This window comes from Xanthomonas bromi (genome assembly GCF_900092025.1).
GTDB lineage: Bacteria > Pseudomonadota > Gammaproteobacteria > Xanthomonadales > Xanthomonadaceae > Xanthomonas > Xanthomonas bromi.
The window spans coordinates 1-21,212 of record NZ_FLTX01000018.1; the positions used below are offsets into that span (position 1 = coordinate 1).

Annotated in this window: 15 protein-coding genes and 1 pseudogene; 4 read left to right on the top strand and 12 right to left on the bottom strand. The window is 65.7% G+C overall.

Annotated features, from left to right (window positions below):
• A partial coding sequence (locus XBLMG947_RS21200) for a transposase (protein ID WP_139074362.1) occupies positions 1-140 on the bottom strand: 140 nt, incomplete at its 3' end.
• A gap of 195 nt (positions 141-335) precedes the next feature.
• Positions 336-1,063: pseudogene (locus XBLMG947_RS06340) on the bottom strand (copper homeostasis protein CutC).
• 416 nt (positions 1,064-1,479) lie between these two features.
• Between XBLMG947_RS06340 and xopL the strand changes: the two are divergent.
• Entirely contained in the window at positions 1,480-3,213 is a 1,734-nt protein-coding gene (xopL, locus tag XBLMG947_RS06345) for a type III secretion system leucine-rich repeat domain-containing effector XopL (protein ID WP_065467010.1), read from the top strand.
• A gap of 100 nt (positions 3,214-3,313) precedes the next feature.
• Here xopL and XBLMG947_RS06350 read toward each other — a convergent pair whose 3' ends face one another.
• A complete protein-coding gene (locus XBLMG947_RS06350) occupies positions 3,314-4,045 on the bottom strand; it encodes a copper homeostasis protein CutC (protein ID WP_065467011.1) in 732 nt (243 codons plus the stop codon).
• On the bottom strand, positions 4,042-5,106 hold the full coding sequence (locus tag XBLMG947_RS06355; protein ID WP_065467012.1) for a glycosylasparaginase: 1,065 nt from the start codon (positions 5,104-5,106) through the stop codon (positions 4,042-4,044). The genes XBLMG947_RS06350 and XBLMG947_RS06355 overlap by 4 nt, the downstream gene beginning before the upstream one ends.
• 188 nt (positions 5,107-5,294) lie before the next feature.
• Between XBLMG947_RS06355 and XBLMG947_RS22500 the strand changes: the two genes are divergently transcribed.
• Complete coding sequence (locus XBLMG947_RS22500) at positions 5,295-5,828, top strand: hypothetical protein (protein ID WP_139074363.1); 534 nt, start codon at positions 5,295-5,297, stop codon at positions 5,826-5,828.
• On the opposite strand, the gene XBLMG947_RS06365 is transcribed toward XBLMG947_RS22500, so the two are convergent.
• The 8 genes from XBLMG947_RS06365 to pilG form a co-directional block, all read right to left on the bottom strand.
• Positions 5,820-6,419 (bottom strand): GNAT family N-acetyltransferase, encoded by a 600-nt coding sequence (locus XBLMG947_RS06365; RefSeq protein WP_065467013.1) that lies wholly within the window; start codon positions 6,417-6,419, stop codon positions 5,820-5,822. The genes XBLMG947_RS22500 and XBLMG947_RS06365 overlap by 9 nt on opposite strands.
• Before the next feature lie 231 nt (positions 6,420-6,650).
• The gene (locus XBLMG947_RS06370) at positions 6,651-7,127 is read right to left on the bottom strand and encodes a chemotaxis protein CheW (RefSeq protein ID WP_065467015.1); all 477 of its coding nucleotides are present in this window, start codon (positions 7,125-7,127) and stop codon (positions 6,651-6,653) included.
• A 33-nt stretch (positions 7,128-7,160) separates the two neighbouring features.
• Positions 7,161-8,354: a chemotaxis protein CheB gene (locus XBLMG947_RS06375; RefSeq protein WP_065467017.1), complete on the bottom strand. Its 1,194-nt coding sequence runs from the start codon at positions 8,352-8,354 to the stop codon at positions 7,161-7,163.
• A 7-nt stretch (positions 8,355-8,361) separates the two neighbouring features.
• A complete protein-coding gene (locus XBLMG947_RS06380; RefSeq protein WP_065467019.1) occupies positions 8,362-15,576 on the bottom strand; it encodes an Hpt domain-containing protein in 7,215 nt (2,404 codons plus the stop codon).
• Between the two features lie 113 nt (positions 15,577-15,689).
• Entirely contained in the window at positions 15,690-17,726 is a 2,037-nt protein-coding gene (locus XBLMG947_RS06385) for a methyl-accepting chemotaxis protein (protein ID WP_065467021.1), read from the bottom strand.
• Between the two features lie 39 nt (positions 17,727-17,765).
• On the bottom strand, positions 17,766-18,296 hold the full coding sequence (locus XBLMG947_RS06390) for a chemotaxis protein CheW (RefSeq protein ID WP_065467023.1): 531 nt from the start codon (positions 18,294-18,296) through the stop codon (positions 17,766-17,768).
• Positions 18,296-18,658: a response regulator gene (locus tag XBLMG947_RS06395; RefSeq protein WP_065467024.1), complete on the bottom strand. Its 363-nt coding sequence runs from the start codon at positions 18,656-18,658 to the stop codon at positions 18,296-18,298. Before XBLMG947_RS06395 ends, XBLMG947_RS06390 begins: the two co-directional genes overlap by 1 nt.
• Before the next feature lie 17 nt (positions 18,659-18,675).
• The gene (gene pilG / locus XBLMG947_RS06400; protein ID WP_065467025.1) at positions 18,676-19,077 is read right to left on the bottom strand and encodes a twitching motility response regulator PilG; all 402 of its coding nucleotides are present in this window, start codon (positions 19,075-19,077) and stop codon (positions 18,676-18,678) included.
• Between the two features lie 236 nt (positions 19,078-19,313).
• Here pilG and gshB point away from each other — a divergent pair, with 236 nt between their 5' ends.
• Complete coding sequence (gshB, locus tag XBLMG947_RS06405) at positions 19,314-20,264, top strand: glutathione synthase (protein ID WP_065467026.1); 951 nt, start codon at positions 19,314-19,316, stop codon at positions 20,262-20,264.
• Positions 20,261-21,136, top strand: a complete 876-nt coding sequence (locus XBLMG947_RS06410; RefSeq protein ID WP_065467027.1) for an energy transducer TonB — start codon at positions 20,261-20,263, stop codon at positions 21,134-21,136. Before gshB ends, XBLMG947_RS06410 begins: the two co-directional genes overlap by 4 nt.
• Positions 21,137-21,212 lie beyond the last annotated feature (76 nt).

Here is a 21,212-nt window from a genome sequence, read left to right on the forward strand (position 1 = left end):
CGCAGCACATAGACGATGCCGTTGAGGGCCTGCTGATCACTGACACGAGGTCGTCCACCTTTGGGGGATGGCTTGACCTGCGGAATCAGTGGCTCGATGCGCTTCCACAGCGCAATAGGGATCTCTTTGCGACGTGTCATGTCGACAATGAGGCCGCCGACTCAACAAAATTCAAGGGTTTTGTTAGCGGCTCTTAGCCGCTCTGCACATGCGCCAACGCAGTAATCATCAAATCGGCATGACGGTGTTCCGGATGACAGCTTTGTGTTGACCGATCACACGTTGCTCCAGCAGCTAAGCAAACTGGCCGGGAACGCGCCTATCCAAAAAACACCTCACGCTGCGGTCTCGTACAACAACCGCAGAATCCGCCGCACGCGCGCCACATCGGTGCGTTGATGGTCGCTACCCAGATCGCTGATGTAGGCATGTGGCGCATGCATCTGCGCTGCAACCGGCCCGCGTGACGACACAACAAACGCGTGCGCGCCGGTGTGGGCCCGCAGCGCCAGCACCGTGCATTCCGAGCGTTCCGACACGCCTGCACCCGACATGATGCTGATCCGGACGCCGGCCTGACGTACCAAGGCTGCAATGGCGTCGCTTGCCTCCGGCGCACTCGCGCGTCCACCCGAGGTCGGCACCCGCTCACAGCCCAGCACGTGCGACGGGGCGGCACTGACATCGAGCGCACGATGAAACGTCACACCCAACGACCCTGCCACCTGACTCAACACGCGCATCGTCGCCAGATCGGCCTGCCCATGCCGGTCCAGCGCACCGAGCACCACCCCATGAGACCCAAGCCGCATGCACTGCCCCACGTCGCGGCGCATCACTCAACTTCGGCAGCGTCGAACACGACGTCGCCCACGCGCGGACGAATCAGCACATACAGCCGGATCCGCAAGCGCTCGCGCACCACCGCCGACGTGCCGAACGACGGTCTCAGCCCACCGCCATCGAGTCCGCCGCACAGATCCACGCGCATCGCACCGCCTTCTTGCGCGGCCAACGCCGAGACCATCGAATCGGCAGTTACCTCGAATCCTGATGTGCGCATGCCGCCGGCTCGTCCGAGCTGTACAACGGCATGCGGCCACGCCGCCGATCCTTCGTCGCGATGGCGATGGCTTCGCCCCTGGGAATTCGCCAGTCACGTTGCATGCCGATCATCTTCAGTGAGCGACAGCCAAGACGAGGAACGCGATGCGACGCGTCGATCAACCACGCCTGACCGGCACGCCTGTGGAACTGCCGGAGCAGACCGGGTCCCATTCAAATGCGCTCGGGCGCAATGACCCACCCGCACACTCCGCCCCCCAGCGCCCTAGAGGCATGCTCGGCGGGCTGATCAGATATGTGCCTGGCTATCGGTCTGGTCGTCCGCCAGCAACGTCTGCCTCTGCCGAGACCTCCAGCCGACCAACCACATCCGCGCGCCCTTTGCCCCACAGCGGATCGGTCAGCGCCGCGCGGATGAACGAGGCGCCTGAAGCGCCTTCGCAGACGCCGCAACTGCCACGGCTCAGCGACATAGAACGCTCTCGCTTTCATTCCGTGACCGCAGGTTCGCAAACCTTGCGGCCGGTGCCCCCCCCGGTGGACCCCGCCGTGGGCGCTCCACCATTCCGGCGCTCCACAGCGCTTCGCCCTTACAGCGACGTCTTGTCGCAATGGCAACGACACTACCATGCAGACCGCACCCATTGGCACGACGCATGGCGCCAGGCCAACAGCGACAACCCGGCGGCCCCAACAAGGACAGACCTGGCGCTGAAGGCGACAGCGGACATGCTGGAGGACGCAGCCCTCGGGGAACGGGTATCGCTGGAACTGCGCTCAGTTCCGCTTCCACAATTTCCGGAGCAGGCATATCGTCTTTCTCATCTGCAGCACATGACGATCGATGCGGCAGGGTTGATGGAGCTTCCCGCCGAGATGCAGCAATTCGCGGGCCTGGAAACCCTTACGCTTGCACGCAATCCGCTTCGATCGCTGCCTGCATCCATCTCAACCCTCAGCCGATTGCGCGAGATTTCCATCCTCGACTGCCCGGAATTGAAGCAACTTCCCGAACGCTTGGCGAGCACCAATGTCTCCGGCGAGCACGAGGGGTTGGTCAACCTGCAGAGCCTGCAGTTGGAACAGACCGGGATCAGGTCGCTCCCGGCTTCCATCACCGGCCTGCAAAACCTGAAAAGGCTACAGGTACGCAATTCGCCGCTGTCCACCCTTGCTCCGGCCATCCATCGAATGCCAAAGCTGGAGGAACTGGATCTGCAAGGCTGCACTGCCCTGGGCAACTACCCGCCGATTTTAGGCGGCACTGCGCCATTGAAGCGACTGAACCTGAAAGACTGCAGCAACCTGCGCACGCTGCCGCTGGACATTCACAGCCTGACGCAACTCGAAGAACTCGATCTGCGAGGCTGCGAAAATCTGCGGTCGCTGCACCCGTCGATTGCCGGATTACCTGCCAGTTGCATCATCCTGGTGCCGCCGCATTTACAAGCGCAACTCGACCAGCATCGTCCGATTGCGCCCGCCGAACCAGAGCGGGCTGGCACGGCCACTCCAGTTCCATTGCCCCCTGTTGCCGGCAATCGAGCCAGCGCATCCTCCTCGGTGACCACAACCGAACTCCTGCACAAGGTTGCGCTCGAACTGCACAAGGTTGCGCTCGAACGCATCGAAGACACCGCCCAGTCCATGCTGAGCACGGTCATTGATGAGGAAAGAAATCCCTTTCTGGAAGGCGCCCCATCCTATCTTCCAGACAAGCGCCCGCCCGGAATTCCCACCACCTTCGGTCAGATTCCGGCACTGGAAAAAATGCTGAAAGAAAGCAGGGATCGCCATTTCCTGGCACGGGTAAGCGACATGGCAGGCCCCTCCCCCAGAATCCAGGATCGGACGCAGGAAGGCTTGAGCCGCCACTACACGGACGTCAGCAACTGGAAGGCGCAGAAGAGCGCGCATCTGGGCATCGTCAATGATCTCGGCCAGTACGTTTATCACGAAGGAAGCCAGCTCGACGCAGCGACGCTGGCCAAGGCAGTCCAGATGTGGAAGACCCGGGAACTGATTGTCGATGCACACCCGGAAGACCGGGCACGCTTTCCCTCTTTCACGCTGCACATTCCCGAGCAGGTCAGCGACGACGCCGATAGCGAACGGCAAACGATCTCGGAACCTTCACGCCAGCTGTAGCGGAAAACCCGACATGCAGAGCGGCGAGCCGAGCAGCGCCCTCCGTGCCGGAGCAAGTCGAGCAGCGTCTACCCGGACGAAACGACCCGTTGCGCGCGTTTCAATCTTGCTGCAACGCATCCACCATCCGTTGTACCCGCACGATATCGGTCCGCTGATAGTCCCCTCCCAGATCGCGGATATACGGGTGCGGCGACGGCACCTGGGCGGCAATCACGCAACGCGCCGAAGCATGAAATTCGTGGGCGCCGGTGTGCTGCCGTACGCTGCGAAGGTTGTACTCGGAGAGTCCGGCACCGGGCATGACGTCGATGCGCTCCCCTGCCTGCTGCACCAACGCGGCGATGGTGTCGATTCCCTCCAGCGCACTCGCACGTCCACCCGAGGTCAGCACCCGCTCACAGCCCAGCGCGATCGCATCTTCCAGCACGCGCGACGGGTCGGCACTGACATCGATCGCACGATGAAACGTCACACCCAATGACCCCGCTGCCTCGATCAACACACGCATCGTGGCCAGATCGACCTGCCCATGCCGGTCCAGCGCGCCCAGCACCACGCCATTGCACCCAAGCCGCACGCATTGCTCCACATCGCGGCGCATCACCTCAACCTCTGCAGCGTCGAACACGAAGTCGCCCACGCGCGGACGAATCAGCACATGCAGCGGAATCCGCAAACGCTCGCGCACCACCGCCAAGGTGCCGAACGACGGCGTCAGCCCACCGCCATCGAGTCCGCCGCACAGTTCCACGCGCATCGCCCCGCCTGCTTGCGCGGCCAACGCCGAGGCCACCGAATCGGCCGCCACTTCAAGACCTAATGCGCTCATGCCGCCGGCTCGCTGGTGTAATGGCTCTCACCAGGCACCAGCAGATCCTGCCGCTGCGCATCGCACACCGCGTAACTGAAGCCCTTCTGGATCGCGAACGCACCCACTTCGCCGCGCTTGTTCATCGCCAGGAACCCGACCTGCAAGGTCCGCGTCAATTCCGGCTTGCGGCGGATCAGCCGCATCACCACCTCGCGGCACGCATCGGCTGGCGACTTGCCCTGCCGCATCATTTCCACCACCGCAAAACTGCCGACATTGCGGATCACCTCTTCGCCCACGCCGGTCGAGGTCGCGCCGCCCACTTCGTTGTCCACGTACAAGCCAGCACCGATGATCGGGCTGTCGCCCACACGCCCATGCATTTTCCACGCCATGCCGCTGGTCGTGCATGCACCGGACAGATTGCCGTGCGTATCCAGCGCCAGCATGCCGATGGTGTCGTGATTGTCCTTGCCACCCGGCAACTTGGCATCGCGCCAGGCGCGGTTTTCGACATTGGCTTCCGGCGAATACTTCGACGTCTTCAACCATTCCTTCCAGGCCGCTTCCGAGCTCGGGGTCAGCAACTTGGTTTTCGGGAAGCCCTGCGCTAACGCGAACTGACGCGCACCATCGCCGACCAACATCACGTGCGGCGTTTTCTCCATCACCGCGCGCGCCACCGAAATGGCATGCACCACATCTTCCAGCGACGCCACCGCGCCGCAATTGCCCAGGTGGTCCATGATGCAGGCGTCCAGCGTCACCCGCCCATCGCGGTCCGGATAACCGCCCAGTCCAACCGTGTGATTGGTCGGGTCCGCTTCCGGCACGCGCACGCCCGCTTCCACCGCATCCAGCGCGATACCGCCGCTGCTGAGAACCTTCCACGCCTCCTGATTGGCGGCAACGCCGAAGTCCCAGGTGGAAATCACCCGCGCCGCACCACGCGGCAGTGCCGACGGACGCACGGCTGGCGTGGCGCCCATCGCGGCGTGCGCGCGGGCGCCCCAGCCAGCGAGCCCGGAAGCGATCGCGCCTAACGTGGCGCTCTTGAGGAAGTGACGACGCTGAATCATGTGGGCAACTCCATGATGGAAACGAGCGGCCGCACAATGCGGCACTAGCCTTCCATCATGCGGCAGCGCCGCGTGCGGATAAACCTCATTGCGGCGTTGTCGTGCGCGGATCCGTGCACAACCGTTGCGCGCTCGCGGCCGGCACGGACAGCGGCGCACCTACACCGTTACCGGCCAAGCGTGCAGCAGTGCCTGCGACGACGCCGATCGTTTTACCGGCACCGTCGCTGGAGCAGGCCTTGCGCGTCGAGCGCACGGCTGCGAACGCGCCGACGAACGAAATACCGCTATCCGGTGCGGCGCCGCTCGCGGCGCAAACGGCTGCAACTGCGCTCGAACGGGAGCGGCAGGTCGGCAAACCGCAGCCCCAAACAGATCGCGAAACCGCGTCGCCGCAACCGGCCGGCACGACCGCTACCAGACCGGCGCAGCCGCAGCGCGATGAAGACACGCGCAGCAAGACACACCGCACTACGTCGCTGACGCTCTCCACATCGCCACGCGAGTGGCTTGCGGGCTACGCCGCGTGTGACGGCAAGCAGGCACCGGTCACGATCCGCATCACGGCTGCCATGCCGAATGCGGCGGCAGTGCGGAGCTGGGTGATGCAGTTGCGCGATCAACTCACGCAACGTGGCTGGCCAACGCACATCGAGCTTGCGCAAGACAGCAGTCTTTCCAGCGATCAACTATGGCTCGAGACCTTGAGCGCCTTACCCTGAAGCCGGCGGACGACCGACAGCGCCTTGGCCAGTCGTATCGTCCTCGCGCAACTTGCTGGTCAGCACATGGTCACGCCAATGGCCGTTCAACTGCAGGTAGCGCCGCGCGTAGCCTTCGATCTGAAAGCCCAACCGCTGCAGCACGCGCCCACTGCGCAGATTCTCCGGAACGTATTGCGCCATTACCCGATGCAGGCCGAGCGGGCCGAACGCAAATGCCATTCCTTGCGTCGCTGCCCAGTGGATCAAACCACGCCCCTGCAGCGCAGCGTCCAGGCCGTAGCCCATGTGGCAGGCCTGGAAGGCACCGCGCTGGATCTGGGTGAACCCGGTGGTGCCGATCACCTGCTCGTCCTGCAGCAACACCAGTTGCAACTCACGTTCGCCGGGCACCGCGCTGCGGTACGCGATACACAGGCGGCGCCAACCCTCGACGGTATAGAACGCAGGCGGCCGCAGCGGCATCGCATCGGCCAGATGCGCGCGGTTACGCGTGTGGTAGTCGGCCATTGCAGCCGGGTCGACCACGGCCAGATCGCACAGCACCACGCCGCCGCTATGCTGGACAGGCGCGAAGACCGGAAGACTCATGACCGCCGCACCTCACACATGCGTGCCATCTCGCTGCAATGTGCATCCGGCCGATGCATGGAGATCACGCCCCACAAGCCATCTCCGAAAAGCAGTGCGTCATCCGGTGCGGGAGATGGAGCGTCCGGCTGCGAGCAACGCCTTCGCTGCCGATTACTCAGGACGAAACGCCATCCACTGCATGGGGCGACTGCGCCCGCCTGTCGGCAAGCGCAGTGGGTGCAACCGCTCTCAGGCGGCAGCGGCCGCAAATGCCTGACCGACCTGCGCTTCGATGGCGTCCAGGTTCGGCAACAAAGCGCTTTGCTCGCCCAGCAGCACGCGCATATGCACGCCGTCGGGCAGCGCGTCTTCCGATGCGTCGGCCAGCAGGCCATCGCGCGGCACCGAAATCAGCTGCGGGAACGAGGCGGTCAGCAGCGCGAAATACGGCAACGCCGGATTGCCGCCCAACGCCTTCAACACGATGACCTTGTTGTTGACCGCGGTGGGCTCTTCGCCCATGCCGCTGAGGCGCGCGAACGACAGCAGCGGGACTTTCCAGCCGTACCAGTCGATACGTCCCACCACCCAGCGCGGCATATCCGGCAGCGGCTCGACCGCCACGCGCGACATCACCTCGGCCACCGTCGCGTTCGGCAGCAGCACGCGCTCGCTGCCGGCCTGGATCAGGACGCCGCGGATTTCGTCGTTATTGGCGTAGCTCATCGCATGATTCCGATTCGAAAGGGAGCGCCCGGCTTATGCCGGCCAACGTTGTGCCAGCGCCCGCGCCAACTGCGCAGGATCGCCGGTCAGAATGCCTCGCCGCGCCAGACGTGCTGCGGCCGCGGGGTCGTAACAACCGTCGGTGGATTGCCCGGCCAACCAGCCGCCCTGCTCCGCCAATGCCAGCGATGCTTCCACCAGTGCCTCGTTGGCACCGCTGAGCATCAGCACCGCACTGTCGGCCGGCGGCAGCGCGGCGATCAGCCCGGCCGCGTCGGTCTGCGTCACGAACGCCAGCGCGCCAGAATGCTGTTGCACGCCGACCTCGTCGGAGAGCACATACACCTTGCCCGGTGCGATCGCCTGCCCCGCTTCGCCCAGTTCGACCGGCAATGCGGAGACACGCCCCATCTGCCGTACCAGGTTGCCGTATTGGCCGCCATCCAGGGTCATGCGCACCAGCACCGCACGCGGGAATTCCGGCGGCAATGCCGACAGCAGGCGGCGGATCGCATCCGGCCCGCCGATGCCGGCCATCACCAACACCACCCCGGTGACGCTGCCGTTGCCGCTGTGCTCCATATCCACCAACGACAATCCACCGGTCGACAGCGCGGCCATACCCGGTTCGGCGCGCGGGCGCACTACCACGGCCACGTCGTCCACCAAGCCCCAGGTGCTGGAATCGCCCAGGCTCAGACCCGGTTTTTCCACAGTGGCTGGCGCAGCGTCATGCGCGGATACACGTGCGAACAAGGCATCGCTGGGCACGCTTTCGAACGCATGCGCGGCCGCTTCCAGATGTTGATCCAGCTGCAGGTCCGAGTGCTGGCGCGGAGCCAGCGCCAGACCCGGCTCGGGCTGCAGCGCCGGTTCGCTTTCGGTGCCCGGCGGCAGGACGTCGGCGTGGCCGTGCAGTTTGGCGGCCAGATGGCGCACCCAGCGCTGCGCTTCCCAGCCTTCGCGCCGCACGGTCAGCTCGGCCTCGTCGAAGATCACCGTGACGCCAGGCATGTTGAAGGCCGGCTCCAGCGCTTCGAGTGCGTCTTCGATCGACGGCTCGAGTGCGACCAGCACCGCCACCGGCTCGGCATCGCGCAGCATCTGCACGTCGACCGCCGAAGGCTCGTCTTCCAGCACCACCTGCGCACCGGCCAGACCCAGCGCTTCGCGCAGGCGCTCGCGCGCCTCACCCGGCCGGCCCAGCAGGGCGACCGGCGTTCCCATTGCGCCATTAGTCTCGGACACGGGCGATCCCCAGCAGGTCATACACGTTTCGCATCAGATCCAACTCTTGGTAAGGCTTGCCCAGATAGCGCTGCACGCCGATCTCGAAGGCGCGCTGGCGATGCTTCTCGCCACTGCGCGAGGTGATCATCACGATCGGCACCGCCTTGAAGCGCGGGTCGGCACGCATCGCGGTCGCCAGTTCGTAACCGTCCATGCGCGGCATTTCGATATCCAGCAGCATCAGGTCGGGCACGCGCTCTTCGAGCAGTTCCAGCGCCTCGACACCGTCGCGTGCGGTGGTGACGTCCAGGTTGTGGCGTTCCAGCACGCGGCTGGTGACCTTGCGCATGGTCAGCGAATCGTCGACCACCATCACCAGCGGCACCTGACGCTGCGCTGCAGCCTGCGTTTCCAGTGTCGGACGTGCCGGCTGGCTGAGGTAGCGACGTACCAGCGGGGCGACGTCCAGAATCACCACCACGCGGCCATCGCCGGTAATGGTGGCGCCATAGATACCCGGCACCGAGGCGATCTGCAGGCCCACCGGCTTGACCACGATTTCGCGGTTGCCCAGTACCTGGTCGATCGCCACTGCCGCGCGCAGGTCGCCCGCACGCACCAGCAGCAACGGCACCTGCGCCTGGCCATCGGCACGCGCAACCGGCTGTCCGACCAACGAGCCCAGGTCGTGCAGCACGTACTCTTCGCCGGCGTAGTGGTAACCGCCCTCACCCGACTCGTAACGGGTGCGCGAGATACGACCGATACCGCTGACCGACCCCACCGGCACCGCGAAGGTGGTCTCGCCGATGCGCACGAACACCGCCTGGGTGACCGCCAGCGTCTGCGGCAGGCGCAGGGTGAAGGTGACGCCCTGGCCGCGGACAGAGTGGATATCCACCGAGCCGCCGAGCTGACGCACTTCGTTGCGCACCACGTCCATGCCCACGCCACGGCCGGCCAGTTGGCTGACCTGCTCGGAGGTGCTGAAGCCGGAGGCGAAGATCAGGCCATCCAGTTCGGCCTCGCTGAGCTCCTGGCCCGGCTCGATCAGGCCGCGCTGCTCGCCGCGATGACGGATCGCCTCGCGGTCCAGCCCGGCGCCGTCGTCGGCCACTTCCAGCACGAGTTCCGAGCCTTCGCGGCGCAGACGGATCGCGATGCTGCCTTCTTCCGGCTTGCCCGCATCCCGACGTTGCTCGGGCGTTTCCAGCCCGTGCGCCACCGAGTTGCGCAGCATGTGTTCCAGCGGCGCGACCATGCGATCGAGCACGTTGCGATCCAGTTCGCCCTGGGTGCCTTCCAGCACCAGATGCACGTGCTTGCCGGTATCGGTGGCCGCCTGACGCACCACACGACGCAGACGCGGCACCAGACCGTCGAACGGCACCATGCGCGCGCGCATCAGGCCGTCCTGCAGCTCGGAGCTGACGCGCGACTGCTGTTGCAGCAAGCCGTCGTACTGACGCGAGAGGTCTTCCAGCACACCCTGCAGACCGCCCAAGTCGGCCGCCGATTCGTTCAACGCGCGGCTGAGCTGCTGCAAGGTGGAGAAGCGGTCCAGTTCCAGCGGATCGAAGGTGCGATCGCCCTGGTCCTGTTCGCGCTGATAACGCGCCACGATCTGCGCTTCGGTTTCCAGATCCAGACGCCGCAACTGATCGCGCAAACGCGCGTTGGTGCGATCCAGTTCGCCCATGGCGCCGCGGAACGCGCCCAACTGCTGCTCCAGGCGCGAGCGGTAGATCGCCACTTCGCCGGCGTGGTTGACCAGACGGTCGAGCAGGTCGGCGCGCACGCGCACCTGCTCCTGCTGCACGCGCGGCAGGAAGTCTTCTTCGCTCTGGCCGTCCACCGGAATCGGTGCCGACAGCGGCGCCGGCTCCACCGACGCCTTGGCGATCGCGCGGACATCGGCCTCGCTGGGCGGGGCGGCATCGCGGCCACGGGTGCGGGTTTCGAAGGCTTCCACCAGGTCGGTGGGCATTGCCACCGCGCGGTGCATGCCGGTACGGGTCAGCAACTGATGCAACCGGTCGAAGCCACGCTCGAACAGACGCACGTCGTCGCGATCGATATCGGTACGGTTGGCCGCCACGGCTTCGAGCAGCGATTCGATCGCGTGACCGAGGTCGCCGATGGCGTTGATGCCGGCCATGCGCGCACCGCCCTTGAGCGTGTGCAGATCGCGCTGCAGTCCGTTGAGGACATCGCGGTCTTCCGGCATTTCGCGCATGCGGGCGATCAGGCCATCGCAATGGTCCAGCAGGTCGCGGCCTTCCTCGACGAAGATGTCGACCAGTTCGCCGTCGAGCTGATCGAAGTTGAGCGGGCCGATATCGAACGCGGCGCCGATATCGTTGCTTGCGGTATCGGCACGCGCAGCCTCTTCCACCGGCGCGCTGAAGGCCGCGGTGGTGGTGTCTTCCGGCTCGACTGCGCCGTGGTCGCTGGCGTCGTGCTCGCTGGCGGCTGCGTGGTGATCTGCGGCGTGATCGGCGTACTGATCGGCGTCGGCCTGGTCGCTGGCTTCCGTTTGCGCTGCGCGTTCGACATGTTCTGCGTGCTCGGCCACGGCACTCGCATCGACCACGGCATGCTCATCGGCGTGCGCCACGTCGTCGGACGTCACGGCCTGTGCATCGTGCAATTCCGGCGCGGTGTCGGACTGCGGATCGCCCGCCTCCTCGACCTGATCGGCTGCATGCGCCATTTCGAAGGCCTGCACCGATTCGACGGTGTGATCGGGCATGGCTTCGGTGTCGGCCTGCTCGGTGTGCGCGCTGTCGGCCTCCGCATGATGCGCGTCGGCGTGATCGGCTCCAGCATGCCCAGCTCCGGAGTGCTGTGCGTCGGACTGCTCGGCCTCGGCGCGCTCGTGTTCCGTCGCGTGCTCGGCTTCGCCCGCGTGTGCGTAGGAGTGCGTGCCCGTCTGCCGTTGCTCGCTGGAGTCGACGTCCTGCTCCGACTGCACCTGCTCGCCTGCGTGCTGCTGCGCGTCCGAAGCGGCGGACTCGCCCGAATCCAGCTGCTGCTTCGAAGCGGCGTGCGCTTCCACGTCTGCATGCTCGCCCAGCTGCGCGGCTTCTTCGGCGTGCTGCTGTTGGTCCGCATGCGTCTGGCCAGCGTGCGGCAGTGTTGCGTCGCTGTGCTGCACCGCCTCGTCTGCGGTCTGTTCGCCGGAGTGTTGCTGCGTATCCGCGCGTTCGTCGCCGACCTGATCGCCTGCATGGCCGTCCTGAGCGGTCGGCACGCTGTCCAGCGCTTCTGTTTCCGGTGTCCACGCTTCCGCGTTCGTTGCGTTGGCATGTTCAGCCAAGGCTGTGTCTGCATGCACGGCTTCCAGCGCGTCGATGCTCTCGACCGCGTCGTCAGCGCTCGCTGCAAACTGCCCGTCGTGCGTCATTGCGTGGTGCGCCTGCGTGTCCGTTACCTGTTCGGTATCGGCCGCAGCCAGCGTCTGCGTCTCGCCCACTGCGGCTTCTGCATCGGCCAGTTCGTCTACCGCCACGGTGGCGTCAGCAAGCAAGCCGTTCGCGGTGGCGTCATGCGCGCTGGAAACGCCGTCAGCGGATGCCGCATTCGGCGCCTCGACAGCGTGGTCGTACGATGCGGCCTGCGCATGTTGCAGCTCGGTCGCGTCCCAGGCATCGGCTCCGACCAGCGGCTCGTCGGCCGACGTGTCGTGCGCATCGGTGCCCTGCGATGCGGCCAGGCCTGCCTGTTCGTGCTGTGTGGCATCGACATGCAGCGTGTCGGCGAGCTGCTCGGACGCGGCAACCGGGAGCAGCGCCTCGTCGCTCGATGCATGGCCAGCTTCGGAAAATGCGTCGATGTGCTCGTGCGAGGCAGCGCGACTGGCATCGTCGACCGCATGCGATGCAGGTGCGTCCAGTGCGAGCGCCGAATCGTGTTCGGCTTCTGCCTCGGCCAGCTCGTCCACTGCAATCGGCGCGTCGACCGACTGCGGCTGTGCGTCTTCGCCGTTTGGCGTCTGTGCGGGCGCGTCGGACGGTAGGGCACGGGCGTCCAGATACTGCGAAAGATCCTGCGCACCGGTCAGCTCGACCGCGGCATCGCTGTCGCCCACCGTATCGCTTGGCGCGTCGATATCGTCCAGCTCGTCCAGGAACACCTGCGGCGGCCACTGCGCTTCCGGCAAGCTGTCTACAAGCACGCGCAAGCGCTCGGTCAACGGGGCGAACGACGGAATCAACGGCGCATCGTCGCGTAGCGCAGTCACCGTGGTGGCAATGGCGGCAGCGGTGGCGGCGATTGCATCGAGCCCGTCCGCCGACGGCGTCACCGCAGCGGCCAGCAAACGCTTGACGTAGCTTTCGGCCGGCGTGGTCACCAAGGTGATTTCCGGCACGTCGGTCATCGCGAAGGCGCCACTCATCGTGTGCACGGCACGCAGCAATTCTTCGGTCGCTAGCTGCGGTTCGGCCTGGCTGGCCTGCAACCACCCGTTCACCGTGTCCAGATGCGTGGCGACCTCGGCTTCCAGGATCTCGCGCAGCACGCTGTCCACCGAGGCCGGGGTTCCACCACCGCTGGCGGCAAAAACGCCTGCCGTTGCCGGAATCGCGACGGCAGCCGCCACCGGCGCCGCGGCTGCGGGCACGTAGTAGACCTCTTCGCCTGCGGCAACGCGCTCGGCAATGGCCTGGATTTCAGGCAGATCGGCGTTGATGCGGCACTGGTTGCGGAGCGCGGCGTTGAATTGCGGCAGCACGTCGTAGGCCAGTTCGACCATCGCCACAACCGCCGGGCTGGCCGGTCGCGAATGATCGAGCACGCGGTTGAGCATGCTCTCGATCTTCCAACTGAACTCGCCGAGCACGCTGGCACCAACCAGACGCCCGCTGCCCTTCAAGGTGTGGAAGACGCGGCGGATCGTGCGCAGGTTCTCCGGGCTGGCAGGTGCAGCGCGCCACGCCGGCAACAGTTGGCCCAGGTTGACCAGTTCTTCGTCGAATTCTTCCAGGAAGACGTCGCGGATATCGTCGTCGATATCGCTGTCGCCGAAGCCTCCGAAAATGCCGGCATCGGCAGCGCTCGCGGCCTGGGCACTGTCGCTGGATACAGCTTCCGATGGTGCCTGCGCGGTTTCAGCATCGGCTGCGGTTGTCGGCGCCTGCGGGCGCTCCACATCGAACTGCGCGGCAGCCGCGTCGAGCTGGGCCAGGAACGCAGCGGATGCGTCGTCGAGTTCGAACTCGCTGACCACCGCGTGTTGCACGCGGGGTGCGCCCGCGTCGGATGCTGCTTCGGACGGAACGTCCTGCGGCTCTTGCGCGGATTCGACGAACGGGTCGTCCAGTTCCTGCCGCGGAATGGGGAGCGGCGAGAACGCATCTTCGATGCTGGTCTGCGCGCGCCACGCCGCGTTTTCGGCGATGAAATCCAACGGCGCTTCGGTCTGATCGGCATCGCCCAGCAGATCGATCTGCTCGATCTGCAACGGCGCGTCCTCGGCAACCACTGGCTCGGCAGCGTGTTCCTGCTCCAGCGCGCTCAGGTCCACGGTATAGCTGACCTGCGCGGCCTCGCTGCCATCCTGCTCGGCCGACACCGGGTCGAACGCGACGATGGCGATCGGCGCGGCCTGCTCGGTGGTTTCCAGCTGCCAGGCGCCAGGCGCCTGCGCGCCATCGTCGGATAGATCCAGCGGCGCCACGGTGAACGGCACATGCGACTGCCCGGACACGGTTTCCTCGGCAGCCACCGGGTCGAACGAGAACATCGTGTCGGTCGCGGCAGCGCCGGTGTCGTGCACCCTGCTGGCGGCGAACCGCGTTTCGACCACGGTGTCGTTGGCCCATTCCAGCGACGGGATGGGCGCAGCATCGTTGGCGGCGTGCGGCGTGTCGGCCTGCTGCAACGGCACAGCGGCCACCGGCTGCGGCTCGAACGCGCTACCCGGCTGATCCGCACCGACCGGCAGATCGGACAGCTGGCCCGACGGCAGCGGCCAATAACGCAGCGTTTCCAGGCTGTTGCGGGTGATGTCCAGAATCTCTTCGCGGCCGGGACGGCGCTCGCGCAGGGCTTCCAGGTAGTACTCCAGGCTGGCCATCGCATCGGCCAGGGTATCCAGCTGGCGGCCGCTGGGCACGCGCTGCTTGCCGATCAATTCCAGATCGACATAGCGACGCACACCTTCCAGATAATCGGCGGCCTGCGGCAATTCGAGAATGCGCAAGGCACCGCCAACTTCGCCGAGCAGGTGCGGCACGTCGGCCAGACGGGCGTGGTCCCAGTTGGTTTCGATGAAGGCGACGAAATGCTCACGCGCCGCGCCGAAGTTGGCGATCGCTTCCTGCGCCAGCACATCGACCGTGCGACGCACTTCCGAGGAAGTGGCACTGCCGCTGGCACCGGTGCCGTCGCCTGGGTCGGCGCCGAGGCTGGCGACCTGGTCGTCCAGCGAGGCATCCACATACAGCAACGCGCCGGCGATATCCAGCAGCACGCTTTCGTCCATCTGGACTTGGCCATCGACCACACGCGCCAACGCATCGCGTTGCTGCACGACCACATTGCGCGCCACGCCCAGGCCCATCATGCCCAGGGTGTCGGCGACGCTGCCCAGATCCTTGACCTGGGCCTGCAGCTCGGCGATGTCGCCACCGGTACGCAGATGCAGGTCCAGCGCGTCCTTGACGCGCAGCAATTCTTCCTTGACCGCATTGCCGACGGTGTCGAGCAATTCGCGATTGCGCCCGCTCAAGCTGCCGCGTGCGTGATCCAGCTCGGCCTCGGTGGCGACACCGGCCTGCGGATCGAACGCGAACAACACGCTTTCGTTGAGACCCGGCTGGCCACGGGTGGCGCGAATCTCATTGAGCAGCGGCAACAACACGATCGGAATGTCGCGGTGACCGTTCTGCAAGCGCTCCAGATAATCGGGCAGCAGCACGGTACCGCGCATCAGCATGGCGCAGGCTTCGTCGCGGTCGGCAACCTCGCCGGCCTGCACGGCCTGGGCCAGCAACTCGAGTTCTTCGGCCACCATGGCCGGCGCGTATAGCTCGACCATGCGCAAGGTGCCCTGCACCTGGTGCAGGTAACCGGCGCAGAACCGCATCCGACTGGTGTCGGACGGTTCTTCGGCGAAGTACTCGATCTCGTTGCGCGCCTGGCGCAAGGTCTCGTCCAGCTCTGGCTTGACCCAGCCCAGTGCGGCGTGGCTCATCGCATCGCGAAGCGCACTCATTGCAGCCCCCTGACGACGGCCGGCACACCGCTCGCGCGGCTACCGGTCATTTCCTGCATCGACGTAATGCGACTACGCGCCATCTGCTGATCCTTTCCCGTTCCGCGTCGTGGTCACGCCGGCAGCTTGAAGTCGGCGACCGAACGGCGCAGATCGGCAGCGAGCTGAGCCAGGTTGCCGATCGACTCGGCCGTCTGCTCCGCACCCTGCGAGGTCTGGCTGGTGATCTGTCGGATCACGCCCATGGTCTGTGTGATATCCGTCGCCGCAGCCGACTGCTGGTGCGCGGCGATGGAGATGTTCTTGATCAGGTTGTTCAAGGCGTTGGACACGCGCTCGATTTCGGTCAGCGCGGTACCGGCGTCTTCGGCCAGGCGCGCGCCGGACACCACTTCGGAAGTGGTCTGCTCCATCGAGCTGACCGCCTCGTTGGTGTCGGCCTGAATGGTCTGCACCAGACCTTCGATGCGTCGCGTCGCACCGGAGGTGCGTTCGGCCAGGCGCTGCACTTCGTCGGCCACCACAGCGAAACCACGACCGGCTTCGCCGGCCGATGCGGCCTGCACCGCGGCGTTGAGCGCCAGGATGTTGGTCTGCTCGGAAATGTCGTTGATCAGTTCCACGATCGAGCCGATCTCCTGCGAGGATTCGCCCAGCCGCTTGATACGCTTGGAGGTTTCCTGGATCTGGTCGCGGATCTGGTCCATGCCCTGAATCGTCTCGCGCACCACGCCCGCACCCTCGGCAGCGATGACCACCGAACGCTGCGCCACTTCGGCCGACTCGGTGGAGTTGCGCGACACCTGTTCGATGCTGGCGGCGATTTCGCTGATGCGCTCGGAGGCGGTGGTGATCTGGTTGGCCTGCTGGCCGGCCGCTTCGGCCAGCTGCATCGCCGTGGCCTGGGTTTCCTGGGTCGACACCGCCACCTTCGCCGAGGTGTCGTTGATGGTGGTCACCAGGTGGCGCAGTTCGTCCACGGCGTAGTTGATCGCGTCTGCGATCGCGCCGGTCATGTCCTCGGTCACCGAGGCTTTCACGGTCAGGTCGCCCTCACCGAGCGAACTGATTTCGTCCAGCAACCGCATGATCGCCTGCTGGTTGCGGCTGTTGAATTCCACCTGCGACTGGTAGCGCACATCCTGCTCGCGGGTCCGCACGCGCACCGAGCTCCACACGAAGCCGATGATCGCCAGCAGCGCGACCAGACCGGACACCACGCCCAGCCAGAAGTTCGGGAACAGGCGCGTGTCGCGCACCGAACCGAACGCGGAGAAGGCATCGAACAGCTTCTTGCTGTCCTCGAGCATCTTGCCGGAGCCAGCCGTCAGCGCAGCGGCCGAGGACTGCGCGGCGAACAGGTTGCGCGAACTGGCGAGGATGGCGTCGACGTCCTTCTTCATCGTCGTCCACTGCGCCTGCGACTGCTCAAGCGCCGACAACGCGGCCGGGTTGCGGACCGCGACGATGTCGAGTTCCGCGTTACCTGCGCGCAGGCCTTCGAGCATCTGCGTGAACACCACCGAGTCGCGTGCCAGCGCATCGCCGGACGCGGCGGCATTGTCCTCGCCGGCGCGGATTTCGGTCACGCGACGGGCCATGGTTCCGGCCACCACGACCTGCTGCAAGGTGTTGTAGATCTGTGCGGCCGGCGCGCCGCTGACCGTCATGGCGCGCACCACTTCGTTCAACTGCGCCTGCAGCTGCGGCACATTGTCGGAGAAGCGCTTGGCATTGCCCGCAAGCGCCAGCACCGCCGGCTCGCTGGCGATGATCTGATCGGCATTCTTGTTGAGCGGGACCCAAGTGGCCTTGAGTTGAGCCATCGGACTGGCGACCGAGCTTTCCCGACCGTAGCGACCATCCAGCTCGCTGACCGTGCTGTCGATGCGGCTTTTGGTTTCCTTGAAGGCAACGAACGCCTTGGCGTCACCGGAGACCGCTTCGCGACCCTGGTTGGCCAGCTGCTGCGAGAGCACCTGCAAGTCGGCCGCGCCGGTGCCGGCACCGGCAAGACGACTGCCCTGCCAAGTCGCGACGCCGGTGTTGGCGCCAAACACGATCATCGACAACACCAGCAAGCCAAGCCAGAAGCTGGTGCTGACGCTGCCGAGCTTGTTGGTCTTGCGGGCGTCCGGGGCGGTACTCATGGTTCGACCTCGATCTGTATGACGTGGCGGGGTCGCGGCTTAGGCCGCGGCCTGCCGGAATTCAGGAGTGCGCGACAGCAACGCCAGGGAGAACACACCCCAGTCCTGCGTCTCGTTGCGGTAAGCACGATCGATGAAGTGGGCGTAGCGGCCCTGGGCCAACTCGCCGGGTTCGACCGCCTGGGACTGTTCGAAGCTGCGCTGGCCGTACAACTCATCGATGGTCAGCGCGACGTCGCCGCCGCTCTGACGCATGATCAACACACGCTGGCCTTCCTGCAGCACCGTGCGACGGCCCTCCAGGAACTGCTTCAGATCGATCACCGGGAACAGATTGCCGCGCAGGTTGCCCACGCCCAGCAGCCAGGGCTGTGCGCCCGGCACCGGGGTGACCGGCGGCATCGGCACGATTTCCGCCACTTCGCGAAAATCCGAGACCAATCGCCGGGTACCGACGCGATAACCCACGCCGCGCCAGATGTCTGCGGAGAACTGGCGTTCCGGCAGCGGCGTGGCGTGCGCAAGACTACGACGCTCGTAGTCTTCGAGAATGTCGAATGGAGAGCGCATCAACGCACCAATTGTCTGATGCGCGCGATCAGATCGTCTTCGCGCGGCGGCTTGACGATGTAGTCGCTGGCACCTTGTCGCAAACCCCAGGCCTTGTCCGTTTCCATCCCCTTGGTACTGACCAGCATCACGGGGATGTCCTTGGTGGCCTGGTCGCGCGCGAGTGCACGCGTTGCCTGGAAGCCGCTCATACCGGGCAGCACCACATCCATCAACACAAGATCGGGCGCCTGGCTGCGAATCAGCTCAAGTCCCGTTTCGGCGTTGTCGGTGGCGACGACCGTATGGCCAGCTTTTTCCAGCCATTGACTGAAGACTGCCCGATCGGTAGGCGAGTCCTCGATCAATATAATTCGAGCCATGTTGCCTTTCCCCCTGGTCAGGCGTGGACGTACGTGCGGATCGCGCTCAGTAGTTCTTCACGGGTGAACGGCTTGGTCAGATATTGCTCGGAGCCGACGATACGGCCGCGCGCCTTGTCGAACAGGCCATCCTTGGACGACAACATGATCACCGGCGTCGATTTGAAGAGCTGGTTGCCCTTGATCAACGCGCACGTCTGGTACCCATCCAGGCGCGGCATCATGATGTCGACAAAAATGATCTGAGGTTGCTGGTCCGCAATTTTGGCCAGTGCCTCGAAACCATCCGTTGCTGTCACTACTTCACACCCTTCCCGCTTCAGTAGCGTTTCGGCGGTGCGGCGAATGGTTTTCGAATCATCGATGACCATCACCTTCAGTCCTGCGAGTTCCCCACCCGCAGCAATGTTGTCACTCATGCAAATATCCCCGGGCGCGCGACGCTTCATCCCTTCCGACGTCGCTGCGAAACTGCATGTATATCCCAAGACCGGCATCGACTGTCAAGGGCGCATTGCCGGGGCCCCGCCAGGCGGACGTTCCGACTACGTCTGGGTGCCTCCCGGCCGGCGAGTCGCGCACTACGACCCAACGGGCGCGCCATCACCCATCGCTTGAAGTTACCATCGGCAGCCTGTTCGAAAGGTTTAGTCCCATGTCGCTCGACGTCGTTGTGGTGATGGATCCCATCGCCTCCATCAAGATCGCCAAAGACACCACGTTTGCCATGTTGCTGGAAGCCCAGCGCCGTGGTCACCGCCTGCATTACGTGCGTCCGGGCGGGCTCAGCCTGCGCGAAGGCCGCGCGGTGGCACAGGTCGCGCCGCTGAGCGTGCGCGACGACAAGACCGACTGGTTCACGCTGGGCGAGTTCGCCGAACTGGCGTTCGGACCCGGCCAGGTGGTGCTGATGCGCAAGGACCCGCCGGTGGATGCGGAATTTGTCTACGACACCCAGGTGCTGAGCGTGGCGCAGCGCGCCGGCGCGCAGATCGTCAACGACCCGCAGGGCCTGCGCGACTACAACGAGAAACTGGCCGCACTGCTGTTCCCGCAGTGCTGCCCGCCGACCCTGGTCAGCCGCGATGCGGCCGCACTGAAAGCCTTCGTACTGGAACACGGCCAGGCGGTGCTCAAGCCGCTGGACGGCATGGGCGGGCGTTCGATCTTCCGCAGCGGTACCGGCGACCCCAACCTCAACGTGATCCTGGAAACACTGACAGACGGCAATCGCAAGCTGACCCTGGCACAGCGCTTCATCCCGGACATCACCGCCGGCGACAAGCGCATCCTGCTGGTGGACGGCGAGCCGGTGGACTATTGCCTGGCGCGCATCCCGCAGGGCGACGAGTTCCGCGGCAACCTGGCCGCCGGCGGCCGCGGCGAAGGCCGCCCGCTGTCCGAGCACGACCGCTGGATCGCCGCGCAGGTGGGCCCGGAAATGCGCCGGCGCGGCATGCGCTTCGTCGGCCTGGACGTGATCGGCGATTACCTGACCGAAGTCAACGTCACCAGCCCCACCTGCGTGCGCGAGCTGGATGCGCAGTTCGGCTTGAACATCGCCGGGCTGCTGTTCGATGCGATCGAGGCCGGCGCCGCGCAATGAGTCCGGCCGCGTCCCTGCCGCCAGCGATGGACGAACGCCGGCGGCTGACCACCACGCTGGCGATCTCGCTGTTGCTGCACGGCGCGCTGATTCTGGGCGTGGGTTTTGCGGTCAGCAAGGATGCGCCGCTGGTTCCGACCCTGGACGTGATCTTCAGCCAGACCAGCACGCCGCTGACGCCCAAGCAGGCCGACTTCCTGGCCCAGGCCAACCAGCAGGGCGGCGGCGACCACGACACCGCGCAGCGCCCGCGCGACAGCCAGCCAGGCGTAGTGCCGCAGGATCGCACCGGCCTGGCGCCGCAGGCGCAGCGCGCCACCAGCGTGCAGGCCCCGGAGCCGACCCAGACACGCGTGGTGAGCAGCCGTCGCGGCGAGCAGGCCGTGCCGACACCGCAACCGAATCCGCAGACCGACCCGCTCACTCCCACCGATGCGCAACGCGTGCAGCGCGATGCAGAAATGGCCCGACTGGCGGCCGAGGTGCATCTGCGTTCGGAACAATACGCCAAGCGCCCGAACCGCAAGTTCGTCTCTGCCAGTACCCGCGAATACGCCTATGCCAATTATCTGCGCGCCTGGGTGGACCGCGCCGAGCGCGTGGGAAATCTGAATTATCCGGACGACGCACGCCGCCGCCGGCTGGGCGGCAAGGTGGTCATCAGCGTGGGCGTACGCCGCGACGGCAGTGTGGAAAGCAGCCGCGTGTTGGTCTCCAGCGGCGTTCCGTTGCTGGACGATGCCGCGTTGCGCGTGGTGCAGCTGGCACAGCCGTTCCCGCCGCTGCCCAAGACCAAGGACGATGTGGACATCCTGCAGGTGACGCGCACCTGGTTGTTCCTGCCCGGCGGCGAGTTGCACGACGATCGCTGACGCTACGCCTCCAGATTGGTTGCGCAGCGCGCGGCGGCTTGGCAAGCAGCCCTGACCATGCCGGAAAATGGCGATA

Bases quoted from the DNA above. Each gene is read 5' to 3' on its own strand.
- xopL (WP_065467010.1), top strand. From the start codon at position 1,480: ATGAACGAGGCGCCTGAAGCGCCTTCGCAGACGCCGCAACTGCCACGG.
- XBLMG947_RS06350 (WP_065467011.1), bottom strand. From the start codon at position 4,045: ATGAGCGCATTAGGTCTTGAAGTGGCGGCCGATTCGGTGGCCTCGGCG.
- XBLMG947_RS06355 (WP_065467012.1), bottom strand. From the start codon at position 5,106: ATGATTCAGCGTCGTCACTTCCTCAAGAGCGCCACGTTAGGCGCGATC.
- XBLMG947_RS06365 (WP_065467013.1), bottom strand. From the start codon at position 6,419: ATGAGTCTTCCGGTCTTCGCGCCTGTCCAGCATAGCGGCGGCGTGGTG.
- XBLMG947_RS06370 (WP_065467015.1), bottom strand. From the start codon at position 7,127: ATGAGCTACGCCAATAACGACGAAATCCGCGGCGTCCTGATCCAGGCC.
- XBLMG947_RS06375 (WP_065467017.1), bottom strand. From the start codon at position 8,354: ATGGGAACGCCGGTCGCCCTGCTGGGCCGGCCGGGTGAGGCGCGCGAG.
- XBLMG947_RS06380 (WP_065467019.1), bottom strand. From the start codon at position 15,576: ATGAGTGCGCTTCGCGATGCGATGAGCCACGCCGCACTGGGCTGGGTC.
- XBLMG947_RS06385 (WP_065467021.1), bottom strand. From the start codon at position 17,726: ATGAGTACCGCCCCGGACGCCCGCAAGACCAACAAGCTCGGCAGCGTC.
- XBLMG947_RS06390 (WP_065467023.1), bottom strand. From the start codon at position 18,296: ATGCGCTCTCCATTCGACATTCTCGAAGACTACGAGCGTCGTAGTCTT.
- XBLMG947_RS06395 (WP_065467024.1), bottom strand. From the start codon at position 18,658: ATGGCTCGAATTATATTGATCGAGGACTCGCCTACCGATCGGGCAGTC.
- pilG (WP_065467025.1), bottom strand. From the start codon at position 19,077: ATGAGTGACAACATTGCTGCGGGTGGGGAACTCGCAGGACTGAAGGTG.
- gshB (WP_065467026.1), top strand. From the start codon at position 19,314: ATGTCGCTCGACGTCGTTGTGGTGATGGATCCCATCGCCTCCATCAAG.
- XBLMG947_RS06410 (WP_065467027.1), top strand. From the start codon at position 20,261: ATGAGTCCGGCCGCGTCCCTGCCGCCAGCGATGGACGAACGCCGGCGG.